Raw genomic sequence first — 23,419 nt, forward strand, 5'->3', positions numbered from 1 at the left:
TTTTGTACTTTTTTGTCTTATTGGAATGTGTGCTAAATTACAAAAAGGTAAAGTTTGTAATTTGAGATGTGTTTTTTTGTGTAGCTGTATTACAAAAAGGGTCCATTATATTAATGATGGTAAAAAAAATAAAGAAAGTTGTTGACTCTTTTTCCTTGGGTCGGTTAAAAGACTTGCATGCAGACTTTCAACACCCTAGGCACCGGCCTCTCATATTTTTTCTACTTTTTTTATTTTTGGTGCACCCACGCTTGTGGTCGGGTGGAGGTTTGCTCGTTGAAAAAGTAGAAAAGAACATAGCAAACGACCTCTACAGAAGGGCCGCAGGCGAAGACTCGCCGGCGGCCCTTTTTCTTTTTAGCGGGGTCGCCAAAAGGGAAGCGGATCTTGGAGAACTTAGAGGCAAACTTCAGGAGTATTTAAAATGCAGATTGGTAAAAGCATCAGAATGGAGCGGATTTTCAACCGCAATACCGAACGGACTATAATCGTGCCTATGGATCACGGAATAAGTGTAGGCCCCATTGAGGGACTGCGAAATATGCGTGAGGCTGTGGGAGATATGGTTCAGGGCGGAGCCAACGCAGTCCTCATGCATAAAGGTCTCGTCCGCTGCGGCCACCGAATGGAAGGTCGCGATGTAGGTTTAATTGTCCATCTCTCCGCTTCCACTTCTCTCTCTCCCTTCCCAAATGCAAAAACTCTTGTCGGCACAGTTGAAGACGGCCTTCGTCTCGGCGCCGATGCAGTTTCAGTCCATGTAAATCTCGGTGATGAGACCGAAGCCCGGATGCTTAAGGATCTCGGAGAAGTATCTTCCTGCGCTCAGGGTTGGGGAGTTCCGGTTATCGCTATGGTTTACGCTCGCGGCCCTAAGGTCAAAAACGAATTTGATCCTGAGGTAGTGGCTCACTGCGCCCGGGTTGGTGAAGAACTCGGTGCTGATATTGTAAAAGTCCCGTACACCGGAGACATGGACACATTCAACAGCGTAGCGGAAAGCTGCTGTATCCCGGTAGTAATAGCCGGCGGCCCCAAGCTGGATTCAACCCGTGATTTTCTGCAGATGGTGTCCGATTCTCTCAAAGCTGGCGGGGCCGGCCTTTCAGTGGGGCGAAATGTTTTCCAGCATAAGAACCGCGTGAAACTGGTCGAGGCTCTGCACAAGATTGTACACGAAGATGAAGATGTTGATACCGCACTTGAATACATAGGCGAGTAGTTTTAAATACAGGAAATCATGATGAAAAAGATAATTTATAAAGCAATCCCCTTTGACAAGAAGCTCGTAAGTCTTGCTCTTGAATCAGGTGTGGACGCTGTGCTCACTAGTCCAGAGGACAAGGAAACCATTGAATCTCTTGGCAGGGTATGCGTCATCACTCCGGAAGAAATGCCCTGTGTGGCCATCACTGAGAAGGCTGACGAGGCTGTTGCCGTGGATCTTGACAAAAAAGGAAAGTCTGTCTGCCTTGCAGCCGGTTGGGAGATTATACCGGTTGAAAACCTTCTTGCCCAGATTGATTCACTGGCCCTTGAAGCTGAATCTCTGGAACGGGCAAGGCTTGCCGCCGGGGTAATGGAACGTGGGGCAGACGCGATTGTGGTTACACCGGAAGCTGCCGCAGAACTCAAGCAGATTGTAGCCGAACTCAAACTCTCGCAGGGCAAAGTGGAACTTAAGAAAGCCACAGTCACAAAAATAGAGGCAGCCGGTCTGGCACATCGGGTCTGTGTGGATACAACATCCAAATTGAAAAAAGGGCAGGGAATTCTTACCGGAAATTCTTCTGCCTTTACTTTTTTGGTGCACGCTGAAACCGAATCCAACCCGTATGTCGCGGCGCGTCCTTTCCGGGTTAATGCCGGAGCGGTACATGCATATGCTCTCGTCCCGGGAGACAGGACAACATATCTTGAAGAACTTCGGTCAGGGTCGGAGGTTCTGGTAGTTGATAAGGACGGTAATACTTCTTCTGCCGTTGTAGGCAGAAGCAAGCTTGAGGTACGCCCCATGCTGTTGATCACAGCCGAGGTCCAGACTGATGATGGTCCGGTTTCCGGCAAGGTTTTTCTGCAGAATGCGGAGACTATCAGAGTTGTTAATGGTGATGGCGAACCCGTAAGTGTGGTAACACTCAAAGAAGGCGATGAAGTTCTTTGCCGGGTTGATGAGGCGGGCCGACATTTCGGCATGCGCATCAAAGAAGAAATTTCAGAGGATTAATAAAAAAATGTCACAGTCCAGCAAAAAAAATCTAATTGATCTGAGGGATGAAATCGATTCCCTCGACAGCGATATTCTGGAGCTTCTTAACAGACGTGCGGCAGCATCTCTGGCAGTAGGCGCAATCAAGGCCGGATCTTCGGACCAGATCTTCAAACCGTTTCGGGAACAGGAAGTGTTGCAGGGGCTGACCGGACGCAACTCCGGCCCACTGCCGTCTGAACACCTGGAAGCTATATATCGAGAGATAATATCATCTTCCCGCAGACTGCAAAGACCCGAGCGGGTGGTTTTTCTGGGGCCGGAAGGTACTTTTTCATATTTTGCAGGACTACAGCACATGGGGCGTCAGGCCGACCTGATACCCAAAAACAATTTTGAAGATATTTTTGTGGCTGTTTCCAAAGGCGAAGCCGATTTAGGCATTATCCCCCTTGAAAATTCGCTTAAGGGAACGGTCGGGCAGAATGTCGATCTGTTCATGCGGTATCCGGTCTTCATTCAGGCCGAATTGTATCACCGTATAAGCCACGGCCTTATCAGCAAAGGTGCAGGTATTGGAGAGATCAAAACTGTCTATTCACACTCCAAGGCACTTGAGCAATGCACCGGCTGGCTGCGAGCCAATCTTCCCGGTGCAGAGCTCGTGTCTGTAGAATCAACAGCCCAGGCCGCTCAGATGGTTGCCGACAGTGATGAACCGGTAGCCGCTCTTGGCCATGTGAAACTGGCCAACATTTTCGGTCTGCATGTGGTGGCCGAGTCAATTGAAGACCTGCCTGATAACTGGACAAGGTTCCTCATTATTGGGCCCAAGCCCGGTAAAGAAGGCAAAAGGGATAAAACTTCAGTCCTTTTCACTACTCCGGACAGGCCCGGTGCGCTTGTTTCCGTGCTGAATGAACTTTCCGGACATGATATAAACATGACCAAGCTGGAATCACGTCCTTTCCTCGGTGAGAAGTGGAAGTATATGTTTTTCGTTGATCTTCAGGGAGACCTCGGTGCTGAAGAGCATGAAACTCTGATCGAAGATCTGAAGGCGAGATGTCTCACTTTCAAGATTCTCGGAAGCTATCCGGCGGGTTCTCAGAACGGTAGTAAATTTTAATAATGCCACCGGAGTCCAGCGAACTCAGTGAAAATGGTTCGCTGGACTCTCCCGAACTTTTTTATCTGGGCTTTGCCTTTTTGAATGATGAAATTTAAGGGAAATGAATTCTTAGGTTAACGGCAGCAGGAATTTATTAAAATTTTTAAAATTCTTGAGCATTTTTACAATTCCGCGTCAAAACGGATTTGGACGTTGTCCCAAAGGCAAAAAATTTAAAAGACTGAAAAGTCAGGATATATAAAATGACTTCCGATAACGTAATTGTTATTAAAGCTCCTTCATCCAAGTCGCTTTCTCACCGTGCCTTGATTGCGGGAGCTCTCAGCGAAGGCACTACTGTTGTTCTTGATCCATTGGACAGCAATGACATCAACCGTACCATGGACTGTCTCGCTACAATGGGGGCTGAATTCTGCATTGACGGAACCGCTACCACTGTTACCGGTATGAGTGATGGTCCAAAAGGGGGCATGAAAGAACCCGCAGTTTTGGAAATGCGTGACTCCGGCACAACCTGCCGTCTGATAACTGCACTTGCTGGAGCAGGCAAGGGACTCTTTCGTGTTCAGGGCACTCCCCGTATGCATGACCGTCCTATTGGCGCATTGACCAGCGCGCTTGAATCTCAGGGAACCAGAGTTACTTTCTCAGATAAGCAGGGTTACCCCCCGGTAACTCTTGAGGCTGACGGTTTCACAGGTAAAGAAATGGATATTTCCCTTGAAGAATCCAGTCAGTACCTTTCCGGTTTGCTGCTCGGTGCTCCGCTGGCAGATGAAACCACCATAATAAATGTGATTGGCAAAAAAGCGGTTTCATGGCCTTACGTAGCCCTGACACTTAATGTGATGGAGGATTTCAGGGTAAAATTCGAGGTCCAGACCAGACAGGATGGTAAATGGAAAAAGACTGACTGGCGCAAGGTCGAGAAGGTTGTGCCCGGTGAAATTCGTTTCGTGGTTGAGCCTTCAAAGTTTGACCGTGATGAATACCGGGTGGAAGGTGACTGGTCGAACGCTTCCTACTTCCTCGCAGCCGGGGCTGTAGGTGACAATCCTGTTAAGATTGAAGGAATGAATGTAAATTCTCTTCAAGGGGACCGTGCAATCATGTACATCCTTCAGTCCATGGGAGCCAGAATCGCAAGTGACGATCACAGTGTGACTGTTTACCCTTCCAAACTTCACGGAGTGGAAGTGGACATGGGTAAATGCCCCGATCTCGTTCCGACTGTTGCAGTTGCAGCGGCTTTTGCTGACAGTCCCACCACGATTACCAATGTTGCCCATCTTCGTATCAAGGAATGTGACCGCCTTGAGGCAAGTGCTGCAGAAGTGATGCGGGCGGGCGGTAAGGCTGAGATCACCGATGATTCCATTACCATCATTCCGGCTCCGCTGAAAAAAGGTGAACGCATCGTTTTCAACACTTATGATGACCACCGCCTTGCAATGTGTACCGCAATCTTTTTACTGGCAGGAATTGAAGCTGTCCCTGAAGAACCGGGATGCGTAAACAAGTCTTTCCCCGGGTTCTGGGATGAATGGGCAAAAGTAACAAAAGGAAACGGTTTTTAGTCATGGAGTGCGAGTTTAATAAAATCCATAGCGTAGCTGTCATCGGGTCCCGTGGCCAGATGGGAGGCTTCCTCGCGCTCAAGGCTGAACGGGCCGGACTTATGGTTCACCGTTTTGATACCCCTTTTGACGAGGAGAAAATGGCCCGGCGTCTGCCTGATACCGATCTGGTGATTCTCTGTATTCCGGTGACGGTTATGGATGAGGTGCTTCCTGTCGTTATCCCTCATATGAAAAAGGGGGCAGTCCTTTCCGATGTCGGTTCAGTCAAGGGCCGCCCGGTTCAGCAGATGCTGCGAGCGTATGACGGACCTGTCGTCGGAACCCATCCCTTATTCGGGCCCGTTATTCCGACAGACTTTGAGCCCACGGTGGCACTTGTGGCCGAGCGTGATGAAGATCGTCCTTCTCTGCTGGCTGTGCAGGATTTTTTCGAACGCCTTGATTTCGGTGCATTTGAATCTTCAGTTGAGGAGCACGACAAGGCCATGGCTATGATTCAGGCCCTGAATTTTAGTTCCACCGTGGCTTTTCTGGCCTGTTCCCGTGAAATTCCCAACATTAAAAAATTTGTGACTCCTTCTTTCAAGCGCAGGCTTGAGTCTGCACAGAAGATGGTAACTCAGGACAGCGATCTCTTCGCAACTATTTCTGATGCGAATCAGTACAGTCAGGAAGCTATTCGTCTGTTCCGCTCTTTTCTTTCCCTGGCTGCAGCTGGTGACATGGACCTGCTGGCAGACCGTGCATCCTGGTGGTGGCGCGAAAACAGTACCTAGGGAGAATTGCATTCAAAAATCAAAGGCCGCGTTCTCCCTGAACGCGGCCTTTTTTTTATATATATAATTGGTGTAAGTGCTTATACTAAACGTTCTTTGCATTCGGCCCCCTGGAGGGCCACCGGAGACATTGAGCGCATAATCTAACGGAGAGCTAATATGAAAATTGAACTGACCCAGTATGGCAAATGGTTGCCAGCTGATACGCAGACCCCGATCAGCCTTTATCTGGGCCTGGTCGGTGATGCGCCGGGAATTCTACTTGAGAGTGCCGAAGTTGACGGTCGACTTGGTCGTTACAGTCTTATTGCCTGGGATTTCAGGCTGAAACTGTCACCTGTCGGCGGCAGGCTTTCTGTGGAGTGCGCTGATTCGAGACTGGCAGGATTGGCCACTTATTCGGGCATGGACTTTTTGGAAGGCATGCGTGCTGTTATGAAGGCGCTCCATGTGAACAGCCAGCCGGAAGTGGGAGAACTTCCCGCCCTGACCCGTGGTCTTTACGGTACTCTGGGGTACGGTATTGCCGGAATGCTTGAACCGAAACTTAAGGACAGGCTTCCCGCTGATGACGCGGAAGTCCGGCTGGCTCTGCCGGGTAAGGTGGTGCTTTTTGACCACCTTAGGCACAGTTGCTGTTTTCTGTCTCTTGATAAGGATGCCGAGCCCGAGTTTACACCGCCTGTTTTCGGAGCAACCTGTGAGCCTACAAAGGTCGGTGATCCGGTGGCTGTTCCGGGGCGTGAAAAATACAAGCAGGGTGTGGAGAAGGTGAAGGAACTCATTGCCGAGGGAGAATGCATTCAGGTGGTCCTTTCCACACGTTTTTCCGCACCCTTCAGCGGTAATTCCTTCGATCTTTATCGCAGGCTGCGACAGGCTAACCCGTCTCCGTTCATGTTTTTCATGAAATTCAGTCGAGAGGAGATTCTTCTTGGTTCTTCACCTGAGATGATGGCCCGCTGTGAAAAGGGCAGACTTGAAGTCCGTCCCATCGCCGGAACCCGTCCCCGTGGTAAAGATGCGGCGGGGGATCGCAAGTATGCTGAGGAGTTACTGGCGGATCCCAAAGAGATAGCAGAACACGTCATGCTGGTGGACCTCGGTCGCAACGATCTGGGGCGGATTGCAAAACCTGGTTCCGTTAGTGTGGAGAAGTTCAAGCAGATTGAATACTTCAGCCACGTCATGCACATAACCTCCTATGTTGAGGCAGATCTCCGTGACGATCATGACGCCATTGATGTTCTGCAGGCCACTTTTCCTGCGGGGACCCTTTCAGGAGCACCTAAAATCCGGGCTATGGAGATCATTTCAGAGATTGAAGAGGTTCCCCGTGGACCTTATGGCGGCTGCATCGGCTTCATCGGTCTGGATAAGGACAGTGTGAACCTTGATACCGGAATCACTATCCGCTCCATGTGGATTCGCGACGGCAAGTGCCATTGGCAGGCCGGGGCCGGGATCGTTTATGATTCCGATCCTGAAATGGAATGGAAGGAATGCAACAACAAGGCAAGGGTTCTCAAGGAAATTCTGCAGTCGGAGGGCGGTGATGTTTTTACTCGTGGATAATTTTGATTCTTTTACCTTCAATCTGGTGCAGGCTTTCCAGCAGTTGGGCGCTGATCCGCTCGTGTTGCGTAATGACCGTGAGGAAATCCTTGAGCTGGCAGAGTCCGGTAAGCTTGAGAGGGTCTGTTTGTCCCCCGGTCCCAGTAACCCCGAGAACGCAGGTTTGTCCCTTGAGTTTCTTTCCCGTTTACCCAAAGAGATTCCTGTACTCGGTGTATGCCTCGGGCATCAGACCCTTGGGCATTTCGCCGGGGCGTCAGTTGTCCGTGCGGACCGTATAATGCACGGCAAGACCTCGGATATCCACCACAAGGGAGAGGGTATTTTCGCAGGACTGGATAATCCTTTTAATGTCTGCCGCTATCATTCTCTGGTGGTCAATGTGGAAGAAGCTCCCGATCTGCTGGAACTGACCGCTTGGACCGATCAGGAAGAAGTGATGGGGCTGCGCTACAAGGATAGGCCATGGACCGGGCTGCAGTTTCATCCAGAGTCAATCCTGACTCCTGATGGACCGAAACTCTTAAAGAATTTTTTGGACGGTAATATCTAGTGGAATGCCTCCGGCGACTCAAATAACCAAAAGCGCGAAGCGCATCATATAATATAGGATAGAAAAATGTCACAGATTATAAGTGAAGCTTTGACAGCTCTTTCATCCGGTCAGGACCTGACCACTGAACAGGCTGATGCCGTTTTCGAGGAACTTTTTTCCGGCGATATGACTCATGCTCAGGCCGGGGCACTGCTCATGGGGTTGCGCACAAAGGGAGAGACCGCAATCGAAGTTGCGGCAGGTGTCCGCGCGGCTCTGCGTGAAGCAAAGCTCATTAAAGGGATAAACAGCCCCTGTATTGATACCTGCGGAACCGGCGGTGATTGTTCCAACAGTTTCAACTGTTCCACTGCCGTTGCCCTTTATCTTGCGGATATGGGCTATCTGGTGACCAAGCACGGCAACAGAGCTGTCTCTTCATCGTGTGGAAGTGCGGACGTATTGGAGGATCTGGGAGTGTCCCTCGGGACAACTGCCGCGGAAGCCCGCGATGTACTGGTTCAGGACAAGTTTGTTTTCCTTTTTGCCCCGAATTACCACCCGGCCTTTGGAAAAGTGGCTCCCATTCGTAAGGAGTTGGGAATTCCGACCCTGTTCAACCTCATGGGTCCCCTTTTAAACCCCGCGCGTCCCACTCACCAGATTCTGGGGGTAGGCAGACCGGAAATAATGAGGCTGATGGCTGAGGTCCTCGCTCTTACAAATGTCGAGAAGGCTTATGTCGTTCATGGGGCAGGCAATTTTGATGAACTTACTCCATTTGGAGTCAATGACGCTATCCTTGTGCAAAACGGTGAATTGACCGAAGTTCAAGTCAACCCGGCTAACTATGGATTTACTGCGGCCAGTCCTGAGGATGTGGCGGTCAGGGACCGGGCTGATGCTCTGGTTACCATTCGCAAGGTTCTTGCGGGAAATGCTCCTCAGGCCATGATGGATATGGTTGCCTTGAACCTCGGGGCGGCAATCTCGCTGCTTGATTCCGTTTCTCTTGAAGAGGGCATGGAAAAAGCCAAAGCCAAAGTGGCTGAGGGTGTGGAAAAGGAATATTAGGATATGCTTGAGAAATTCAGAAAAGCTAAACAGGCCGAACTGGACATGCTCCGGCAGATGCAGGCTGAAGGGAAAACTTTTATTTCCTTCGAAGGTAAGCGTCCTTCTTTTGCCGATGCCATTCGCCGCGACGAAAAAGGTCTCAAGGTAATTGCCGAGTACAAACGTGCTTCCCCGTCCAAAGGGGACATCAACCTCGGTTTGAGTGCTGCTGAAGTTGCATCCATGTATGCAGCCGGAGGGGCTTCAGCTGTTTCCGTCCTGACTGAGGAAGCATATTTCAAGGGGAGCCTCAGTTATCTCGATGAAATAAAAAGCAGCGGCCTGCCCATGTTGCGCAAGGATTTCCTTACCGATTTGATGCAGGTGGAGCAGACTCTTTCCACTCCCGCTTCGGCTCTGCTGATTATTGTGCGCATGTTTGAAAATGATGCTTATCTTAAAGATATGATTGAGCACACGCATGCGGTCGGATTGGATGCTGTTGTTGAGGCATTTGACGAAACTGATCTTAGGCGGGCTAAACAGGCCGGAGCCAGAATTATCCAGATAAACAACCGTGATCTTGATACTCTGGGGATCGATATGAACCGCTCTGTTGAGTTCATCAAACAGAAGAGTGAAGGGGAAATCTGGATCTGTGCCAGCGGAATCAGTGAACCGGAGGACTGCGCCCAGATGAACGAACTGGGATATGACTGCGTGCTGGTCGGCACGTCTATAATGTCCAGCCCTGACCCACAGGCAAAACTTTCGGCTCTTGTTGCCGGGGGACGGTCATGAGTCTGCTGATCAAGGTTTGCGGCATGACCAGCGCACAGGATGCGGCTCTTTGTGAACAGACGGGGGCGGACTTCCTCGGATTTATCTTCCATCCGTCCAGCCCGCGCAATGTGGATACGGAGTTCGCCCGGTCCGTTGAAACATCTTCGGCCCGCAAGGTCGGGGTGTTTGTTAAGCAGAGTGCCGCTGAAGTAATCGAGACTATGAAAAACGGTTCACTTGATTTTGCTCAGCTACATGGTGGACAGAATGAAGAATTCTGCCGGACCATAGGTAAAGAAAGGGTGATTAAAGTTCTTTGGCCGCAGAAGTATGAGTCGGTTAAGGAATTTCAGGACGATATTAATCGTTTTGCTCCATACTGCACTTACATGCTGTTTGATGCCGGGAAATCCGGTGGCGGGCATGGAGTGTCCATGAACTTCAGCGTATTTGAAAATGTGACAATACCAGTTCCGTGGTTGCTGGCCGGAGGACTCTCAGCAGAAAATCTGCGGGAAGCCCTTGGAACAGCGAATCCGGACGGGGTTGATCTAAACTCCGGAGTGGAGTCGGCCCCCGGTAAAAAAGATAAAGGAAAACTGGAAGCTGCTTTCAAAGCAATGACCAGATAAAGAAATATCAACGTATGCTTCATTAACTCATGGCCTTACACGTAGCGGCGATCCGGAATGAAAAAGTCTGGGATTCTTATACCCTTCTCAAAGGGGTTGAGGCTCTCGGCAGGGCGCACCGCGAGTCGCGCAGGGCTTGCCGCGAGATCCGGGGATGACTTGAGGCGGAGCATATGACAAAAAGAGGATACCATAATGAAAAGAGGATATTTTGGAGATTACGGCGGACAGTTTGTTCCTGAACTGCTTATGCCGCCGCTGCTTGAGCTTGAAGAGGCAATGGAAAAAATAATGAAATCTGATGAATTCCAGCAGGAGTTCACCCGTCTGTTGAAAGATTTCGTAGGCCGCCCGACCGCACTTACTCATTGCGCGAATATTTCCAGTGAACTGGGGTTCAACCTCTGGCTCAAGCGTGAAGATCTCGCTCATACCGGTGCGCATAAGGTCAACAACACTGTAGGACAGGCTCTTCTCACCAAGATGATGGGTAAACCCATGCTTCTGGCGGAAACCGGGGCCGGGCAGCATGGTGTCGCCACCGCGACAGCCGCCGCTCTTCTTGATCTGGATTGCGAAATTTATATGGGGGCTCTGGATGTAAAGAGGCAGGCCCACAACGTCCGCCGTATGGAGCTTCTGGGTGCCAAGTGCGTGCCTGTGGAATCCGGAACACAGACTCTTAAGGATGCAATTAATGCCGCTATGCGCAAGTGGATTGCTGAGCAGCGGACCACTCATTACTGCTTCGGTACTGCAGCCGGGCCTCATCCTTTTCCGCTGCTGGTGAGGGAGTTTCAGGCGGTTATCGGTCGTGAAGCCAAGGCCCAGTTCAAGGAAAAGACCGGCGAACTTCCCTATATGGTTGTCGCCTGTGTAGGTGGCGGATCTAACGCCATCGGTATGTTCCATGAATTTGTACAGGAAGAGGCCGTGAAAATCGTGGGAGTTGAAGCAGCGGGAACCGGAGAGCCGGGCTGCACAAATTCCGCTCCCATCAACCTCGGAACACCCGGTGTTCTGCATGGTATGAACACTCTTCTGCTCCAGACTGAAGAAGGGCAGATCATGCCTTCCCATTCCATTGCTCCCGGCCTTGATTATCCCGGTGTCGGTCCTGAGCATGTTCACCTGCATGCTTCCGGTCGTGCCAGTTACGGGACCGTCAATGATCATCAGGCATTGAATGCTTTTCAGATGCTCTGCCGCAAGGAAGGTATCCTGCCCGCCCTTGAAAGTTCCCACGCTGTGGCATGGGTTCTTGAAAACAGGGAGTCCATCCCCGCAGGAGCTAATGTCATTGTCAACCTGTCCGGTCGTGGTGACAAGGACATGGGAATTCTTGAAGAGTATCTCGCCGAGCATGGAGAATAGGGAGCTTATAAAATGAGTATTACCAAACTTGCAGATAAAATTAATGAAGCCAAAGCGCAGGGACGCACTGCCCTGATTCCTTTCTTACCCGGTGGCTACCCCAGTCGGGAGCAGTTCTGGAAGAAGATTATTGAGCTGGACGAAAACGGTGCGGATGTAATCGAGATAGGAATGCCTTTTTCCGATCCGGTTGCCGATGGTCCTGTTGTTGAAGCCGCTTCTCTGAAATGTCTTGCGGACGGTATTGATCTTAAATGGATACTTGAAGGGCTTTCCGAGCATCGTGCAAAAATAAGCGCAGGAGTGCTCTTGATGGGATATTTCAATCCTGTGCTGCAGTATGGATTGGAAAAATTTGCTAAGGATGCTCAGAAAGCCGGAGTTAACGGTTTGATCATAGCAGATCTGCCCTTTGAAGAAGGTGTTGATTTTCGTGATCTTCTTGCAGAGTATGGCATCGCGTTGATCCCTCTGGTCGGGCTTAACACAGAAAAAGAGCGTATGGCTCTTTACGCCAAAGGCGGCAACGGTTTCTGCTACTATGTTTCAGTTCTCGGCACTACCGGGGACCGGGATTCACTGCCTGAGGAAATCAAGGAAGGTCTGGCCTGCGCGCAGGAAATTTTTGATATTCCGGTCGCTCTTGGCTTCGGTCTCAAGGAACCATCACAGCTCAAAGAGCTTGAAGGGCTGGTTGATGCCGCAGTGTTCGGTTCTGCGCTGATCAGGCATATTGATTCAGGGAAGAGTTCCGCTGAATTTATGAAAGTCTGGAAATAGCAATGCCTCCGGAGTCCAGAGGAAAGAACTTTTGTAAAGGGTCTCTCTGGGCTCCTTTCCTGAAACCTTTTGATTGGCCTTCGCCGTTTAAGCGGTTGAAAGCGTTGCTCAGGAGAAATTATGTCTAATGATGAATTTACCAGAAAGGCAAAAGAATGGGACAGCAATCCTGAGCGGGTGCGTGTTGCTGATGAATTTGCCGCTGAAGTTGAAAAGATTGCTGATTTGAATTCGCAGAGTGAAGTGCTGGACTTCGGGTGCGGGACCGGATTGGTCGGTTTGCGGTTCTCCCCACAGGTAAAAAAGCTTTACATGCTTGATACCTCGGAAGCGATGCTCGGTATGCTTCAAAGTAAGCTCGCTGGTGGAGATTTCGGTAATGTCGAGGTTGTGTCCGTCTCCCTTCAGGATGCGAAAATCCCTGAAGATCGGCTTGATGCGATATTTACTTCAATGGCTATGCATCATGTTGAGGACATGCCGGAAGTTTTGGCATCCATGAAACTTATTTTGAAAAAAGGCGGAAAGCTCATCATCGGTGAACTGCTGCCGGAGGACGGAAGTTTTCATGGTGAAAACTATGTACCTTACAAAGGTTTCGAACCTGAAGGTCTTGCCGGAATGCTGAAAGAGGCTGGATTTACCGTGGTGCAGCATTTTGAGCTCGGTCTGATGAAAAAGGCCGATAAGGACGGAGTGATGCATAAGTATGGCCGTTTTGTGCTTGAGGCCCGTAAGGCTTGAGCTAAGCGGGCTACTTCTTGAGGTAGCCCCGCTCAATCATACCGTCTTCATCTTTAAAGTGCCCCATAGCGGTCAGCATGGGCTTGAAGCCGAGCTTTTCGTAAAAAGCTTCTTTTCCCGGAACTGCGAAAAGTATCAGGTTGACCGGGGAAAGTTTTTCCATCATTCCGGTCATGATAAGCCTGCCGATTCCTCTTGACTGGTATTCCGGTAACACACAAAGGTCGTAAAGTGCTCCCTGAAATTCGCCATCGGATATGGCACGGGCAAAGCCGATGAATTTTTCACCGTCCTTGGCGAAGCAGACCAGTTCACTTTTTGAGGCAGCACGTTCAAGTTTTTCAGGGTCTCTTGTCCCAAGTGGGGCTTTTTCGAAAATTTGAGCTATTTCCGACCAGTTTATATTTTCCAGTTCAAATTCCAGTTTGATATCCATTTCGGGATTCTCCTGTTGAATTGATTAACTTCCGTCAACCGGCAGTTCCACCACGATTCTGAATCCCTCATCGCAGTTTTCGGCTTGTATTTCTCCCTTATGGATTCGGACTATTTTCTGTGCTGCAGCAAGGCCTAGTCCTGAACCGGGGATGTTTTGCCCTTTCAGTCTATGAAAGGGGTTGAATATTTCTTCAAGATCATCTTCGTCCAGCGGTGTGTGGGTATTTGTGGTCACGATAAATATGCGGTTGTTTTCTTCATGCATATTTACCGAAATAACACCCTCCGCGTCAGTATATTTAAAAGCATTTCCCAGAATATTATCCATGATGATTTTGAGTCCGTTGCGGTTGCAGTTCGAAATCTTAACTTCATCAAGTTTTTGTTCGACCTTGAGATTGTTGCGTACGGCTATGTGCTCATATTGACTCAGCTGGTCTTCAAGCAGAGATTTAAGATCTGCCGTTTCATTCATTGCAGGCGGCTTGTGCATATCCAGCTTGGAAAATTCTATTATCTTTCCAATTAGTTCGTCCATATGGGTTATTTCCGCTTGCATACCGTCAATAAAGGTTTCACAGCCGGAATTACTACCTTCCTCAATGCGCTCCTTGAGCATTTCAAGTGAAATTCGCATGCGTGCCAGAGGACTGCGTAATTCATGGGAGACGTTTGCGGTCAGTTCCCGGCTTGACTTCACTACTTTTTCCAGTCCTTCGGCCATATTGTTGAAGGCTTTGCCAAGTTCGGCAACTTCGTCTTTACCTTTTATTTCAACCCGCTGTTTAAGGTCCCCCTGACCCATTCTTGCGGCAGATGCGGTCAGAGTCTTAAGCGGGCGGATCATTCTTCTGGCCACTGGAATCAGGAAAATTGCAGCAAGCGCTGTAAGAACTATCTGCCCCCTTAAAAACCAGGATTCCTCATCGAATTTCGGGAAGGAGTGGAACAGGTGGTATGTGAACGGGTATCCTTCAGGTAATTTCGCCGTATATACTCCATAGATGCTTTTAAGCCTTTGGTTACGCTTTTTGTATACATAGACTCCTTCATGAGATTTGGCTGTCTCTCCCTCTGTATACTCACTCATATCCGGGAGTACCTCGGTGGAGGAGGCTACAATTTCTCCGTAGGGTCCGGTTATCCATATTTTCGCATTAAGGGACTCCCCGAGAACCTTAAGCAGGGGAGTAATTGTTTTCTTTTCATGTTCTGCTGAGACGTGGATTGTGCCCATTTCCAGTTCAGTGAGGTTTTTCACCGTCATCAACTGGCGCTGCATGTGGTTTACTCTCGGGCTTTTGGACCATGACATATGCAGCAGACCTATTAAGATTAGTTCTGCAACGACAAGGACCAGCATGAAAGAAAGAAAAATCTTAAGGTAAAGGCGGCTGATTCTCATTATTCGCTCACGAACATGTATCCGGTTCCCCACACGGTTTTAATGCGTGATTCGTGAGCCGGATAAGGTTTAAGAAGTGCCCGCAGCTTACTGATGTGAACATCAATCGAGCGGTCAAAGGCGTTGAAATCTTTACCCCATACAGAGGTCATGAGGTCATCCCTGGTCAGTGGCCGCCCGGGGTTTTCCATCAGGGCCTTGAGTAGTTTGAACTCTGTTGATGAAAGTTCAACCGTTTCACCTTCCAATTCAAGTTTCTGGTGGGCCACGTTGAGTATGATTCCCGCGACACTTATCTGTCCGCCTGCGGATTCAACAACATTGCCCGCATCGTTGGATCTTCTGAGAACAGCTTTTATGCGTGCAAGCAGTTCACGTGGATTGAACGGTTTGGAAATATAATCATCAGCACCCAGTTCAAGGCCCACAATACGGTCGGTGTCCTCTCCCTTGGCGGTTAGCATGATAACCGGAATGTTGGAGTGGGGACCAATCTCACGCAGCACTTCAAGGCCGTCTTTACCGGGCATCATGATATCAAGGATTATTATTTCAGGCGTTGTGTCCCTGATTTTATCAAGAATCCCCTCACCGGATGGAAGAGTGGCAACAGTATAGCCATAACCTTCAAGATACTGGGTAAGCAGTTCTCTGAGCTTGGCGTCATCATCAACTATGAGTACCGGGTATTTCTGTTCCATGAGAGTTTACTTACCTCTACAGCTGCGGGTCGGAAAGGTCCTGTGATCTGTTTTTACAATTGTTAACAAATTTTATCACCATTCTAATACTATTTAGCCCGCTTGTAGTTATTAAAATAAAAAAAGTAATGCAATGGAGACCATCGGATGCAATCCTCTAAGTTTAAAATTCTGATTTTTCTGAGCCTGACAGTCTTTACCCTGTCAGCATGTTCGCCGTTTAAACCTGATCCGCGTGACGGTATGACTCTCGGCGTCCCCATGCAGTATGACCTTTATTCCGATCAGCCCCGTGAGTTGGGACGGTGGTGGGAAAAATTCAACAGTCCCGAACTGAACCGACTGGTTGAGGAAGCTCTCACCGCAAATTTCGATGTCCGTATAGCCTGGGCCAAACTCAGGCAGCTGAGGGCCACCGCGGTAAAGTCCAGAGCTGATCTCTACCCCTATCTGGACGGTTCCGGGACGTATACCAATTCAAGGTCCGGGAATGACGGTACGGAAGGGACAAAAGGTTCCACGGAATCCAATACCCACAAGCTTGGACTCTCCGCCGGATACGAAATAGATCTATGGGGCCGCATTGAGGCCGAGTCCGCATCCGGTGAGCTTGATTACCTCGCCTCCCGTGAGGACGTGAACACCGCTGCAATGACAGTGGCTTCGGAAGTTGTAACGCGGTGGATCAATATCCAGCTGCAGCGCAAAAAGAAAGCTATCTATGAGAAACAGCTCGAAACCAACGAGACATACCTTGAACTGATAGAACTGCGTTTCCGTAACTCTCTGGCCACTGCGCTTGATGTCTATCAGCAGCGGGAAAACGTTGCCCGGACCAAGGCCCTGCTCCCTCCTGTTGAGTCCGAGGAAAAGCTGCTGCTCAATGAACTGGCCCTGCTGCTGGGGCGCCCGGCAGGAACGGTTGACGTCAAAACTGTCGATTATCCGCTGCTGCCCGAAATGCCGGGTCTGGGCATCCCTCTTGATCTGATGGCAAACAGGCCTGATGTTCGCTCAGCGGGACTCAAACTGCGCTCAGCCGACTGGTCTGTAACCGCAGCTCGCGCCAACCGCCTCCCTTCCATGAGCCTTTCCGGTGAAGCCGCTTTCACCAGTGCCCAACTGGCAAATATTTTTTCCGGATGGATGACCTCCCTTGCCGCTTCAGTGGCTGGTCCTATTTTCGATGGCTATGCCCGAAAGGCCGAGGTTGAGCGGACGAGAGCGGTGGTGGATGAGAAACTGCTCAATTACAAGGAAACTGTTTATACCGCTTTCAAAGAGGTTCAGGACGCTCTGGTTCGGGAAAAATGGCAGAAGGAGTATATTTCCGCCCGCAAGAAGCAGCTTGAAGCAGCGCGTATCAATCTAGAGGAAGCCGGATCTCGTTACCTTCAGGGCCTTGAGGATTACCTTCCCGTACTCAGTGCGCTGGTAAGTGTTCAGGATCTTGAAATCAATATTGCTCAGGATGAAGCAAACCTGCGTAATTATCGCGTGGCCCTTTACCGCTCTCTCGGCGGAACATGGACTGATTCTTTGGAAGATGTCGCCGAGTTAAAGTCTGATAATGATGAATCTGCCGCTGATGCGGTCGAAAAAACTGAAGAGCAGAGTGCTCCCGCTAAAAAGGGGGATTAAGATATGGTTAAAAAATTTATGTATTATTTCAAGCAGATAGGCCTGAAAGGCGTTGTGCCTCTGCTTATCCTCGCTGTTGCAGTAGTTGGCGCCAGAGCTTTGCTGAAAAGTAAACCCGTAGCCAAGAAGAAAGCCCCGGTTGTTTCAGCTCCTTTGGTGAACGTTTCATTGCTTGAGGTTCAGGACTATGAAGTCTGGACCCCGGTAATGGGAACAGTCGAGGCTGCCCGTGAGATAAATCTTGAGTCGCAGGTCAGCGGCAGGGTTATTGAAGTCAGCAAATCTTTCATTCCCGGCGGTTTTTTTGAAGAGGGAGAGCAGGTGCTGCGCATTGATCCTCTGGATTATCAGCTGGCGGTGAAACAGCAGGAAGCTGTGGTGACTGAAGCCGAATACAACCTCAAAGTTGAGAGCGGGCATCAGCGTGTTGCCGGGCGTGAGTGGAAACTTCTTAAGAAATCTTCAGGAGGCACGCTTCAGGAAGCTGAGCTCGCGCTGAGAAAACCGCATCTTGAAAAAGCCCAGGCTGACCTTGCTTCGTCAAGGGCTAAACTCAAACAGGCCCGGATTGATCTGTCCCGTACCAGCATAAAGGCTCCCTTTGCCTGCATGGTCCTCAGCAAGAATGCCGACCTCGGAGCTTATCTCAGTCTCAACGAGTCCATTGGCACTATAGTCGGGACTGATTATTTCTGGGTGATGGCTTCCGTTCCCGTGGACCGGCTAAAGCGCATAGACCTGCCTTCCGCGGCAAACGGGTACAAGGGGGCCAGAGCTCGCGTGGTTGTCGGGGCCGGAAAGAATGCCTTTGAGAGGGAAGGTGAAGTTTTACGGCTGCTTCCTTCTCTGGAATCCAAAGGGCGGATGGCTCGGGTCATAATATCAGTTAAAGATCCTCTGAATCTGAAAAATGGGGGCGAGAATCCCCTTTTGATGGGCAGCTATGTCAATGCGTATATCGATTCAGGAAAACTTGAAAACGTGATTGCTGTCCCCCGTACCGCATACCGTGACAACAATACGCTTTGGATAATGAAAGAAGGCAGTCAGCTTGATATCCGCAAAGTGGATCCGGTCTGGAAGGATAAAGACAATATTTACCTGGACAGCGGGGTGGCTGCCGGAGAGAAGCTCGTAATAACAGATATATCGGCTCCTCTTCAGAATATGAATCTGCGCGAGAATGTTGCTGACAGCGCAAAGGTGAACAGTAATGGCTGATCAGAACAAGAATCAAGGCCCGATAGCATGGATGGCCGGAAACCCGGTGGCTTCCAACCTGCTGATGATAATCCTGCTGGTCGGCGGTCTGGTCATGGGGTTCAATATCAAGCAGGAAGTCTTTCCCGAGTTCACCACTGACACTGTTACGGTGAATGTTACATATTCCGGAGCAAGCCCTGAAGAAGTCGAGCAGGGTATTGTTCTAGCCGTGGAAGAGGGCATTATTGGGCTGGACGGGGTAAAGGAAGTTTCCAGTACCGCCGCTGAAGGGTTCGGTACTATCGTTGCCGAGGCTGTGGAGGGGTACGACCTTCAGAAGCTGAGTCAGGATATTAAAAGCGAGGTGGACCGGATCACCTCTTTTCCGGAAGAGGCTGAAGATCCTGTTATTAGCGTTGTCTCTCGCAAGAGGGGGGTTCTATCTCTTATGGTCTACGGCGACGCCTCCCCGTTGGCTCTGCGCAAGGTAGCGGAGCAGTTGAGGGAGAATCTGATTGCCGACCCCGGAATCACACAGGTTGATCTGGCTGAGGTCAGCGGGCTGCAGGTGACCATTGAAATACCTCAGGATAAGCTGCGTGCTTATGGACTGACTCTTACCGAAGTGGCTGATGTTATCGACAAGACTTCCGTGGAACTCCCTGGTGGAGGGATCAAAACCGAAGGCGGTGAAATACTGGTCCGCTTCAAGGAACGCAGGGACTACGCCCGTGAATTTGCTGGTGTGCCCATTGTTACTGAGGATGACGGAACACAGGTTCTGCTTGAAGATATCGCCGTGGTTAAAGAGGATTTTCAGGACGAGGATATAATCACTTCATTTGACGGAAAACCGGCTGTAAGGATTGAGGTTTACCGTATCGGAAAACAGACCCCGGTTACCGTGTCCGATGCAGTCCACGCCAAACTTGATGCCTTTAATGAGAGCCTTCCTGAGGGGATTCATGTCGCAGTGCGAAATGATTCTTCGGATATTTACAGCCAGCGAATGGATCTGCTTTTGAAGAATGCTTACATGGGGCTGGGACTCGTATTTATTTTCCTTGCCCTTTTTCTTGAGCCGCGTCTTGCTTTCTGGGTTGCCCTTGGAATTCCCATTTCCTTTCTGGGAGCAATGCTCATTCTTTCCCCGGCTGGAGCGAGTATAAACATGGTCTCCATGTTCGCGTTTATCATTTCTCTTGGTATTGTTGTAGATGACGCGATCGTTGTGGGGGAAAATGTCTATACCATGCGCCAGCAGGGTATGAGCTGGATGGAAGCAGCCTGTGAAGGGGCAAAGCGTATTGCCATGCCGGTAACTTTCAGTGTTCTGACCAATATTGTCGCTTTCATGCCCATGTTTTTTATACCGGGGGTAATGGGCAAGATATTTAAAATTATTCCTTTGGTGGTTGTGAGTGTTTTCTTCATCTCTCTGGTGGAATCCCTTTTTGTTCTGCCCGCGCACCTTGGGCACGGCAGTGAGCGAAAGCCCGGAAAGCTGATGAGTTTCATACTCAGAAACCAGCAGAAGATTTCCGGCGGGCTGTTGCGGTTTGTTCAAAATGTCTACAGACCATTTCTGGACCGGGCGGTTAACTGGCGTTATCTGACCGTGGCAATCGGGATGGCCTGTCTCGTTGTCTCTTTTGCTTACATTAAGAGCGGTCGTCTGGGATTTACCCTCTTTCCCAAGATTGAATCGGATTATGCTTATCTCACAGTGGACCTTCCTTATGGAACTTCCAAGGAAGTCACCTTGAGGGTGCAGGATAAAGCTGTAGCCGCGGCGGAAAAAGTAGCTGATGCAAACGGGGGCAAGAAACTTGTTGAAGGTGTCTATTCCAAAGTCGGCGGTTCCGGCAGACGGGGAACCAGCGGAAGTCATGTACTCAAGGTGCAGGTTTTTCTGACCGAGGCTGATATCAGGCCGATTTCAACGGACGAATTCGTCCGGCAGTGGCGAAGAACTCTGGGGCCGATCCCCGGATCGGAGTCTGTTCTTTTTGAGTCTGACCGTGGCGGTCCCGGGTCGGGAAGCTCGTTGGAGATAGAACTCAGCCATACTGATATCGATGTGTTGAAAAGAGCATCCGAGGATCTGGCCAGTGCATTGAGTTCCTATCCCAAGGTGAAGGATATCGATTCCGGTTATTCACCGGGTAAACGTCAGCTCGATTTCGAGCTGCTTCCGGCCGGCCGGAGTCTTGGGCTGACTTCCCAGAATGTAGCCAGACAGATCCGTGCTTCCTATTACGGTGCCGAGGTCCTCAGACAGCAGCGTGGCAGAAATGAGGTCAAGGTCATGGTCCGGCTTCCTGAATCCGAACGTGAATCCAAGTATGATTTTGAAGAATTAATGATCCGTACTCCGGACGGGACAGACGTTCCTCTGCGCGAAGTTGTAAAAATAAAGGACGGAAGAGCCTACACCACCATTGATCGCCGTAACGGCCGCCGGGTGGTGACAGTTGAAGCGGATGTTAATCCCCGCAAGGAAACTTCCAAGATAATGGCCGATGTGGTGGCTAATGTGATCCCCCAGCTCAAGGCCGATTATCCCGGGCTTGGGCATTCTCTGGAAGGTAAGCAGGCGGATCTTCAGGAAAGCACCAACAGTCTTATTTCCGGATTGCTCATGGCTATGATGGTCATTTATGCCCTGTTGGCGATTCCGTTCAGAAGCTACTTTCAGCCTTTGATTGTAATGCTTTGTATTCCTTTTGGAATTGTCGGTGCGGTTATCGGGCACATACTGCTTGGCTACAGTCTCAGTCTTATGAGTCTCTTCGGCATCGTGGCCTTGAGCGGGGTAGTTGTGAACGATTCACTGGTTTTTATTGATTATGTCAATATACAGCGGCGGAAAGGACATTGTGCGTATGACGCGGTTCTGGATGCGGGTACGGCCCGTTTCCGTCCCATCCTGCTGACCACGCTGACCACTTTCGGCGGATTGGCCCCGATGATTCTTGAAACTTCGCGTCAGGCAAAATTCCTTATTCCCATGGCGGTCTCACTGGGATTCGGTATTCTGTTTGCCACCGGAATCACCCTGCTGCTGGTGCCTTCGTTCTATATGATCTTTGAAGACGTGAGGCTTTTGGTGCGCAAGATATTCAAAAGATCGGATGACGATTTGCGGGCTGACGGAATAACAGCCCATTACCCGGTAACCAAGTGTGAACACGGTCCTAAATAGTATAAAATCCCGCCAGGTCTTGCCGGGCGGGATTTCAGTCTGATGTTTCTTATGTACTCTCTCTGGGGACTATTAGCTCCTCTTTTGGTCTGCTCCGATAATGATTTTCAGTCCGATTCAAAACAAATCTATTCAAGTATGTAGAACACCCGGATATGCCTGACCTTAGATATAGATATTCATCCAGTATTACTGTATGTTTTTCGCATGTCGAAACGTCCGGTACTTGTGCTTCAAATGCAGCGAATGGGAGACCTGATACTCTCATTCCCGCTTTTCCTCTGGCTTGAGAGGACTTATCCCGGCCATCCAATATGGGTTGTTGCCGAGGAAAAATTCTTTCGTCCTCTAATGCCGGTGAGCCCCAAAGTTACCTATTTCCCGTGGCAGGGTGCGGAAGTTCTGCGCAAGAACAGCTATGAGCTTGTTATCAACCTCAGCATCCGCACTCAGGCTGCCGAACTGGCAGGAGAACTGGACGCTTCAGCCAAACTCGGTCCGGTCAGTACTTCTAACGGTACATATATATTAGGAGACTGGCAGCTCTACAGGGCCAGTGTGGTGGAGAACAATCGGCATAACCGTTTTCATTGGTCGGATCTCAATGCACTTGATTGCATACCGCTGAATAAAATTGCCCAGACAGGATGGTCGGCCCCGAGGACTCTCGGGACCAGCGACAACCGTATAGGCCTTTTTCTGGGGGCGAGCGAAGAATCCAAACGTCCTTCCGTTGATTTCTGGGCCCGTCTCTGTTCAGAGCTGCTGGGCAGGGGGATGAGACCGGTTCTTTTCGGCGGTCCCATGGAGAAGGGAATGGGACAGGAGGTCACCCGTCTTTTCGATGGTCCGGTTCTGGATATGTCCGGCAAGCTTAATCTGGGAGAGCTTATTGCTGTAGGGCAGTCGCTTCAGCTTTTTATTACACCGGACACCGGACCCATGCATCTCGCTGCCTGGTCCGGACTTAAAGTCCTCAATCTCTCCATGGGCAATGTCAATCCATGGGAAACCGGTCCTTACCAGAAAGGGCATTATGTGGTGCGGTCTACCATGAGTTGTGCTTTGGGGTGCTGGAGCTGCAAGAGGGATCAGCTCTACTGTCACAATCCTTTTACTCCTTCCCGTATCGCAGTCATTGCAAAGCGGATGATCCTGAATGATGATAACGGGTTGACCAAAATAGGGATGCCCGGACTGCGTTTATACTCCTCGTCCAGAAGCGGTCATGGTTTGTACTCACTGCAGCATATAAGCGGCAGAAGAGCCGCAGCAGGTGATATGCTGGGCGCTTTCTGGCAACAGTATTTCGGTGCTTCATTCGGGCTCTGGAGTTACAGCTCAGCAAAAGGGAACTGGGAGCGGTTTTCGGCAGCACATCCGGCTTTGTCCGGTAAAATGCAGCAGCATCTTCCCCGGCTTGGCAGGGAGTTCAGCCGCGGGCTTTTCAAAAGTTCTTCACTTTCCGATTCGTTCTGGAATTCATGTCCCCTTATTCTCAGACAGTTCTCGGGGTATGTGCATTTGTACCTGCAGAATAATGATTACAGCCGTCAGTCCTGGGTCAGGGTTCTGGATCTTTATGAACGTCTGGCCGAGCTCGTAAGTTCCTGATTCTTCCTGAGAACTATTTTCCCCCGATCGGCATAA

21 protein-coding genes are annotated in these 23,419 nt (G+C 50.0%); 18 read left to right on the forward strand and 3 right to left on the reverse strand.

Features of this window, described 5'->3' with window-relative positions; all coding sequences use genetic code 11:
• Positions 1 to 269: 269 nt before the first annotated feature.
• From ACZ5PW_RS06670 to ACZ5PW_RS06735, 14 genes are all read left to right on the forward strand, one after another.
• On the forward strand, positions 270 to 488 hold the full coding sequence (locus ACZ5PW_RS06670; protein WP_464559152.1) for a hypothetical protein: 219 nt from the start codon (positions 270 to 272) through the stop codon (positions 486 to 488).
• Positions 425 to 1,222 (forward strand): 2-amino-3,7-dideoxy-D-threo-hept-6-ulosonate synthase, encoded by a 798-nt coding sequence (locus ACZ5PW_RS06675; protein ID WP_464559154.1) that lies wholly within the window; start codon positions 425 to 427, stop codon positions 1,220 to 1,222. Before ACZ5PW_RS06670 ends, ACZ5PW_RS06675 begins: the two co-directional genes overlap by 64 nt.
• Before the next feature lie 21 nt (positions 1,223 to 1,243).
• Entirely contained in the window at positions 1,244 to 2,227 is a 984-nt protein-coding gene (locus ACZ5PW_RS06680; RefSeq protein ID WP_464559156.1) for a 3-dehydroquinate synthase II family protein, read from the forward strand.
• Positions 2,228 to 2,234: 7 nt separating this feature from the next.
• Positions 2,235 to 3,338 carry a prephenate dehydratase gene (gene pheA / locus ACZ5PW_RS06685; RefSeq protein WP_464559158.1) on the forward strand — a complete coding sequence of 368 codons (1,104 nt, stop codon included), beginning with the start codon at positions 2,235 to 2,237 and terminating at the stop codon, positions 3,336 to 3,338.
• A 245-nt stretch (positions 3,339 to 3,583) separates the two neighbouring features.
• Positions 3,584 to 4,918: a 3-phosphoshikimate 1-carboxyvinyltransferase gene (gene aroA / locus ACZ5PW_RS06690; protein WP_464559160.1), complete on the forward strand. Its 1,335-nt coding sequence runs from the start codon at positions 3,584 to 3,586 to the stop codon at positions 4,916 to 4,918.
• A gap of 2 nt (positions 4,919 to 4,920) precedes the next feature.
• A complete protein-coding gene (locus ACZ5PW_RS06695; RefSeq protein WP_464559162.1) occupies positions 4,921 to 5,697 on the forward strand; it encodes a prephenate dehydrogenase/arogenate dehydrogenase family protein in 777 nt (258 codons plus the stop codon).
• A 159-nt stretch (positions 5,698 to 5,856) separates the two neighbouring features.
• Positions 5,857 to 7,272, forward strand: a complete 1,416-nt coding sequence (locus tag ACZ5PW_RS06700) for an anthranilate synthase component I family protein (protein WP_464559164.1) — start codon at positions 5,857 to 5,859, stop codon at positions 7,270 to 7,272.
• Entirely contained in the window at positions 7,253 to 7,825 is a 573-nt protein-coding gene (locus ACZ5PW_RS06705; protein ID WP_464559166.1) for an anthranilate synthase component II, read from the forward strand. Before ACZ5PW_RS06700 ends, ACZ5PW_RS06705 begins: the two co-directional genes overlap by 20 nt.
• Positions 7,826 to 7,891: 66 nt before the next feature.
• Positions 7,892 to 8,881: an anthranilate phosphoribosyltransferase gene (gene trpD, locus ACZ5PW_RS06710; protein ID WP_464559168.1), complete on the forward strand. Its 990-nt coding sequence runs from the start codon at positions 7,892 to 7,894 to the stop codon at positions 8,879 to 8,881.
• Positions 8,882 to 8,884: 3 nt separating this feature from the next.
• A complete protein-coding gene (locus ACZ5PW_RS06715; protein WP_464559170.1) occupies positions 8,885 to 9,664 on the forward strand; it encodes an indole-3-glycerol phosphate synthase TrpC in 780 nt (259 codons plus the stop codon).
• A complete protein-coding gene (locus ACZ5PW_RS06720; RefSeq protein WP_464559172.1) occupies positions 9,661 to 10,278 on the forward strand; it encodes a phosphoribosylanthranilate isomerase in 618 nt (205 codons plus the stop codon). Before ACZ5PW_RS06715 ends, ACZ5PW_RS06720 begins: the two co-directional genes overlap by 4 nt.
• Before the next feature lie 195 nt (positions 10,279 to 10,473).
• Positions 10,474 to 11,652 carry a tryptophan synthase subunit beta gene (trpB, locus tag ACZ5PW_RS06725; protein ID WP_464559174.1) on the forward strand — a complete coding sequence of 393 codons (1,179 nt, stop codon included), beginning with the start codon at positions 10,474 to 10,476 and terminating at the stop codon, positions 11,650 to 11,652.
• Positions 11,653 to 11,664: 12 nt separating this feature from the next.
• Positions 11,665 to 12,432, forward strand: a complete 768-nt coding sequence (gene trpA, locus ACZ5PW_RS06730) for a tryptophan synthase subunit alpha (protein ID WP_464559176.1) — start codon at positions 11,665 to 11,667, stop codon at positions 12,430 to 12,432.
• Between the two features lie 120 nt (positions 12,433 to 12,552).
• Positions 12,553 to 13,176, forward strand: a complete 624-nt coding sequence (locus ACZ5PW_RS06735) for a class I SAM-dependent methyltransferase (protein WP_464559178.1) — start codon at positions 12,553 to 12,555, stop codon at positions 13,174 to 13,176.
• Between the two features lie 10 nt (positions 13,177 to 13,186).
• On the opposite strand, the gene ACZ5PW_RS06740 is transcribed toward ACZ5PW_RS06735, so the two are convergent.
• From ACZ5PW_RS06740 to ACZ5PW_RS06750, 3 genes are read right to left on the reverse strand one after another with little or no spacing between them, the layout of a single operon-like run.
• Positions 13,187 to 13,612 carry a GNAT family N-acetyltransferase gene (locus ACZ5PW_RS06740; RefSeq protein ID WP_464559180.1) on the reverse strand — a complete coding sequence of 142 codons (426 nt, stop codon included), beginning with the start codon at positions 13,610 to 13,612 and terminating at the stop codon, positions 13,187 to 13,189.
• 24 nt (positions 13,613 to 13,636) lie between these two features.
• A complete protein-coding gene (locus ACZ5PW_RS06745; protein WP_464559182.1) occupies positions 13,637 to 15,019 on the reverse strand; it encodes a HAMP domain-containing sensor histidine kinase in 1,383 nt (460 codons plus the stop codon).
• Positions 15,019 to 15,720 carry a response regulator gene (locus ACZ5PW_RS06750; RefSeq protein ID WP_464559184.1) on the reverse strand — a complete coding sequence of 234 codons (702 nt, stop codon included), beginning with the start codon at positions 15,718 to 15,720 and terminating at the stop codon, positions 15,019 to 15,021. Before ACZ5PW_RS06750 ends, ACZ5PW_RS06745 begins: the two co-directional genes overlap by 1 nt.
• Before the next feature lie 147 nt (positions 15,721 to 15,867).
• Between ACZ5PW_RS06750 and ACZ5PW_RS06755 the strand changes: the two genes are divergently transcribed.
• The 4 genes from ACZ5PW_RS06755 to ACZ5PW_RS06770 all read left to right on the forward strand — a co-directional run bounded on the left by ACZ5PW_RS06755 (position 15,868) and on the right by ACZ5PW_RS06770 (position 23,383).
• Positions 15,868 to 17,361, forward strand: coding sequence for an efflux transporter outer membrane subunit (locus ACZ5PW_RS06755; protein WP_464559186.1), 1,494 nt, complete (start codon positions 15,868 to 15,870; stop codon positions 17,359 to 17,361).
• A 3-nt stretch (positions 17,362 to 17,364) separates the two neighbouring features.
• Positions 17,365 to 18,582 (forward strand): efflux RND transporter periplasmic adaptor subunit, encoded by a 1,218-nt coding sequence (locus tag ACZ5PW_RS06760; protein WP_464559188.1) that lies wholly within the window; start codon positions 17,365 to 17,367, stop codon positions 18,580 to 18,582.
• Positions 18,575 to 21,769 carry an efflux RND transporter permease subunit gene (locus ACZ5PW_RS06765; RefSeq protein WP_464559190.1) on the forward strand — a complete coding sequence of 1,065 codons (3,195 nt, stop codon included), beginning with the start codon at positions 18,575 to 18,577 and terminating at the stop codon, positions 21,767 to 21,769. The genes ACZ5PW_RS06760 and ACZ5PW_RS06765 overlap by 8 nt, the downstream gene beginning before the upstream one ends.
• 207 nt (positions 21,770 to 21,976) lie before the next feature.
• Positions 21,977 to 23,383 carry a glycosyltransferase family 9 protein gene (locus ACZ5PW_RS06770; RefSeq protein ID WP_464559192.1) on the forward strand — a complete coding sequence of 469 codons (1,407 nt, stop codon included), beginning with the start codon at positions 21,977 to 21,979 and terminating at the stop codon, positions 23,381 to 23,383.
• Positions 23,384 to 23,419: the final 36 nt, after the last annotated feature.

The sequence above is a fragment of the Maridesulfovibrio salinus genome, from assembly GCF_055394525.1.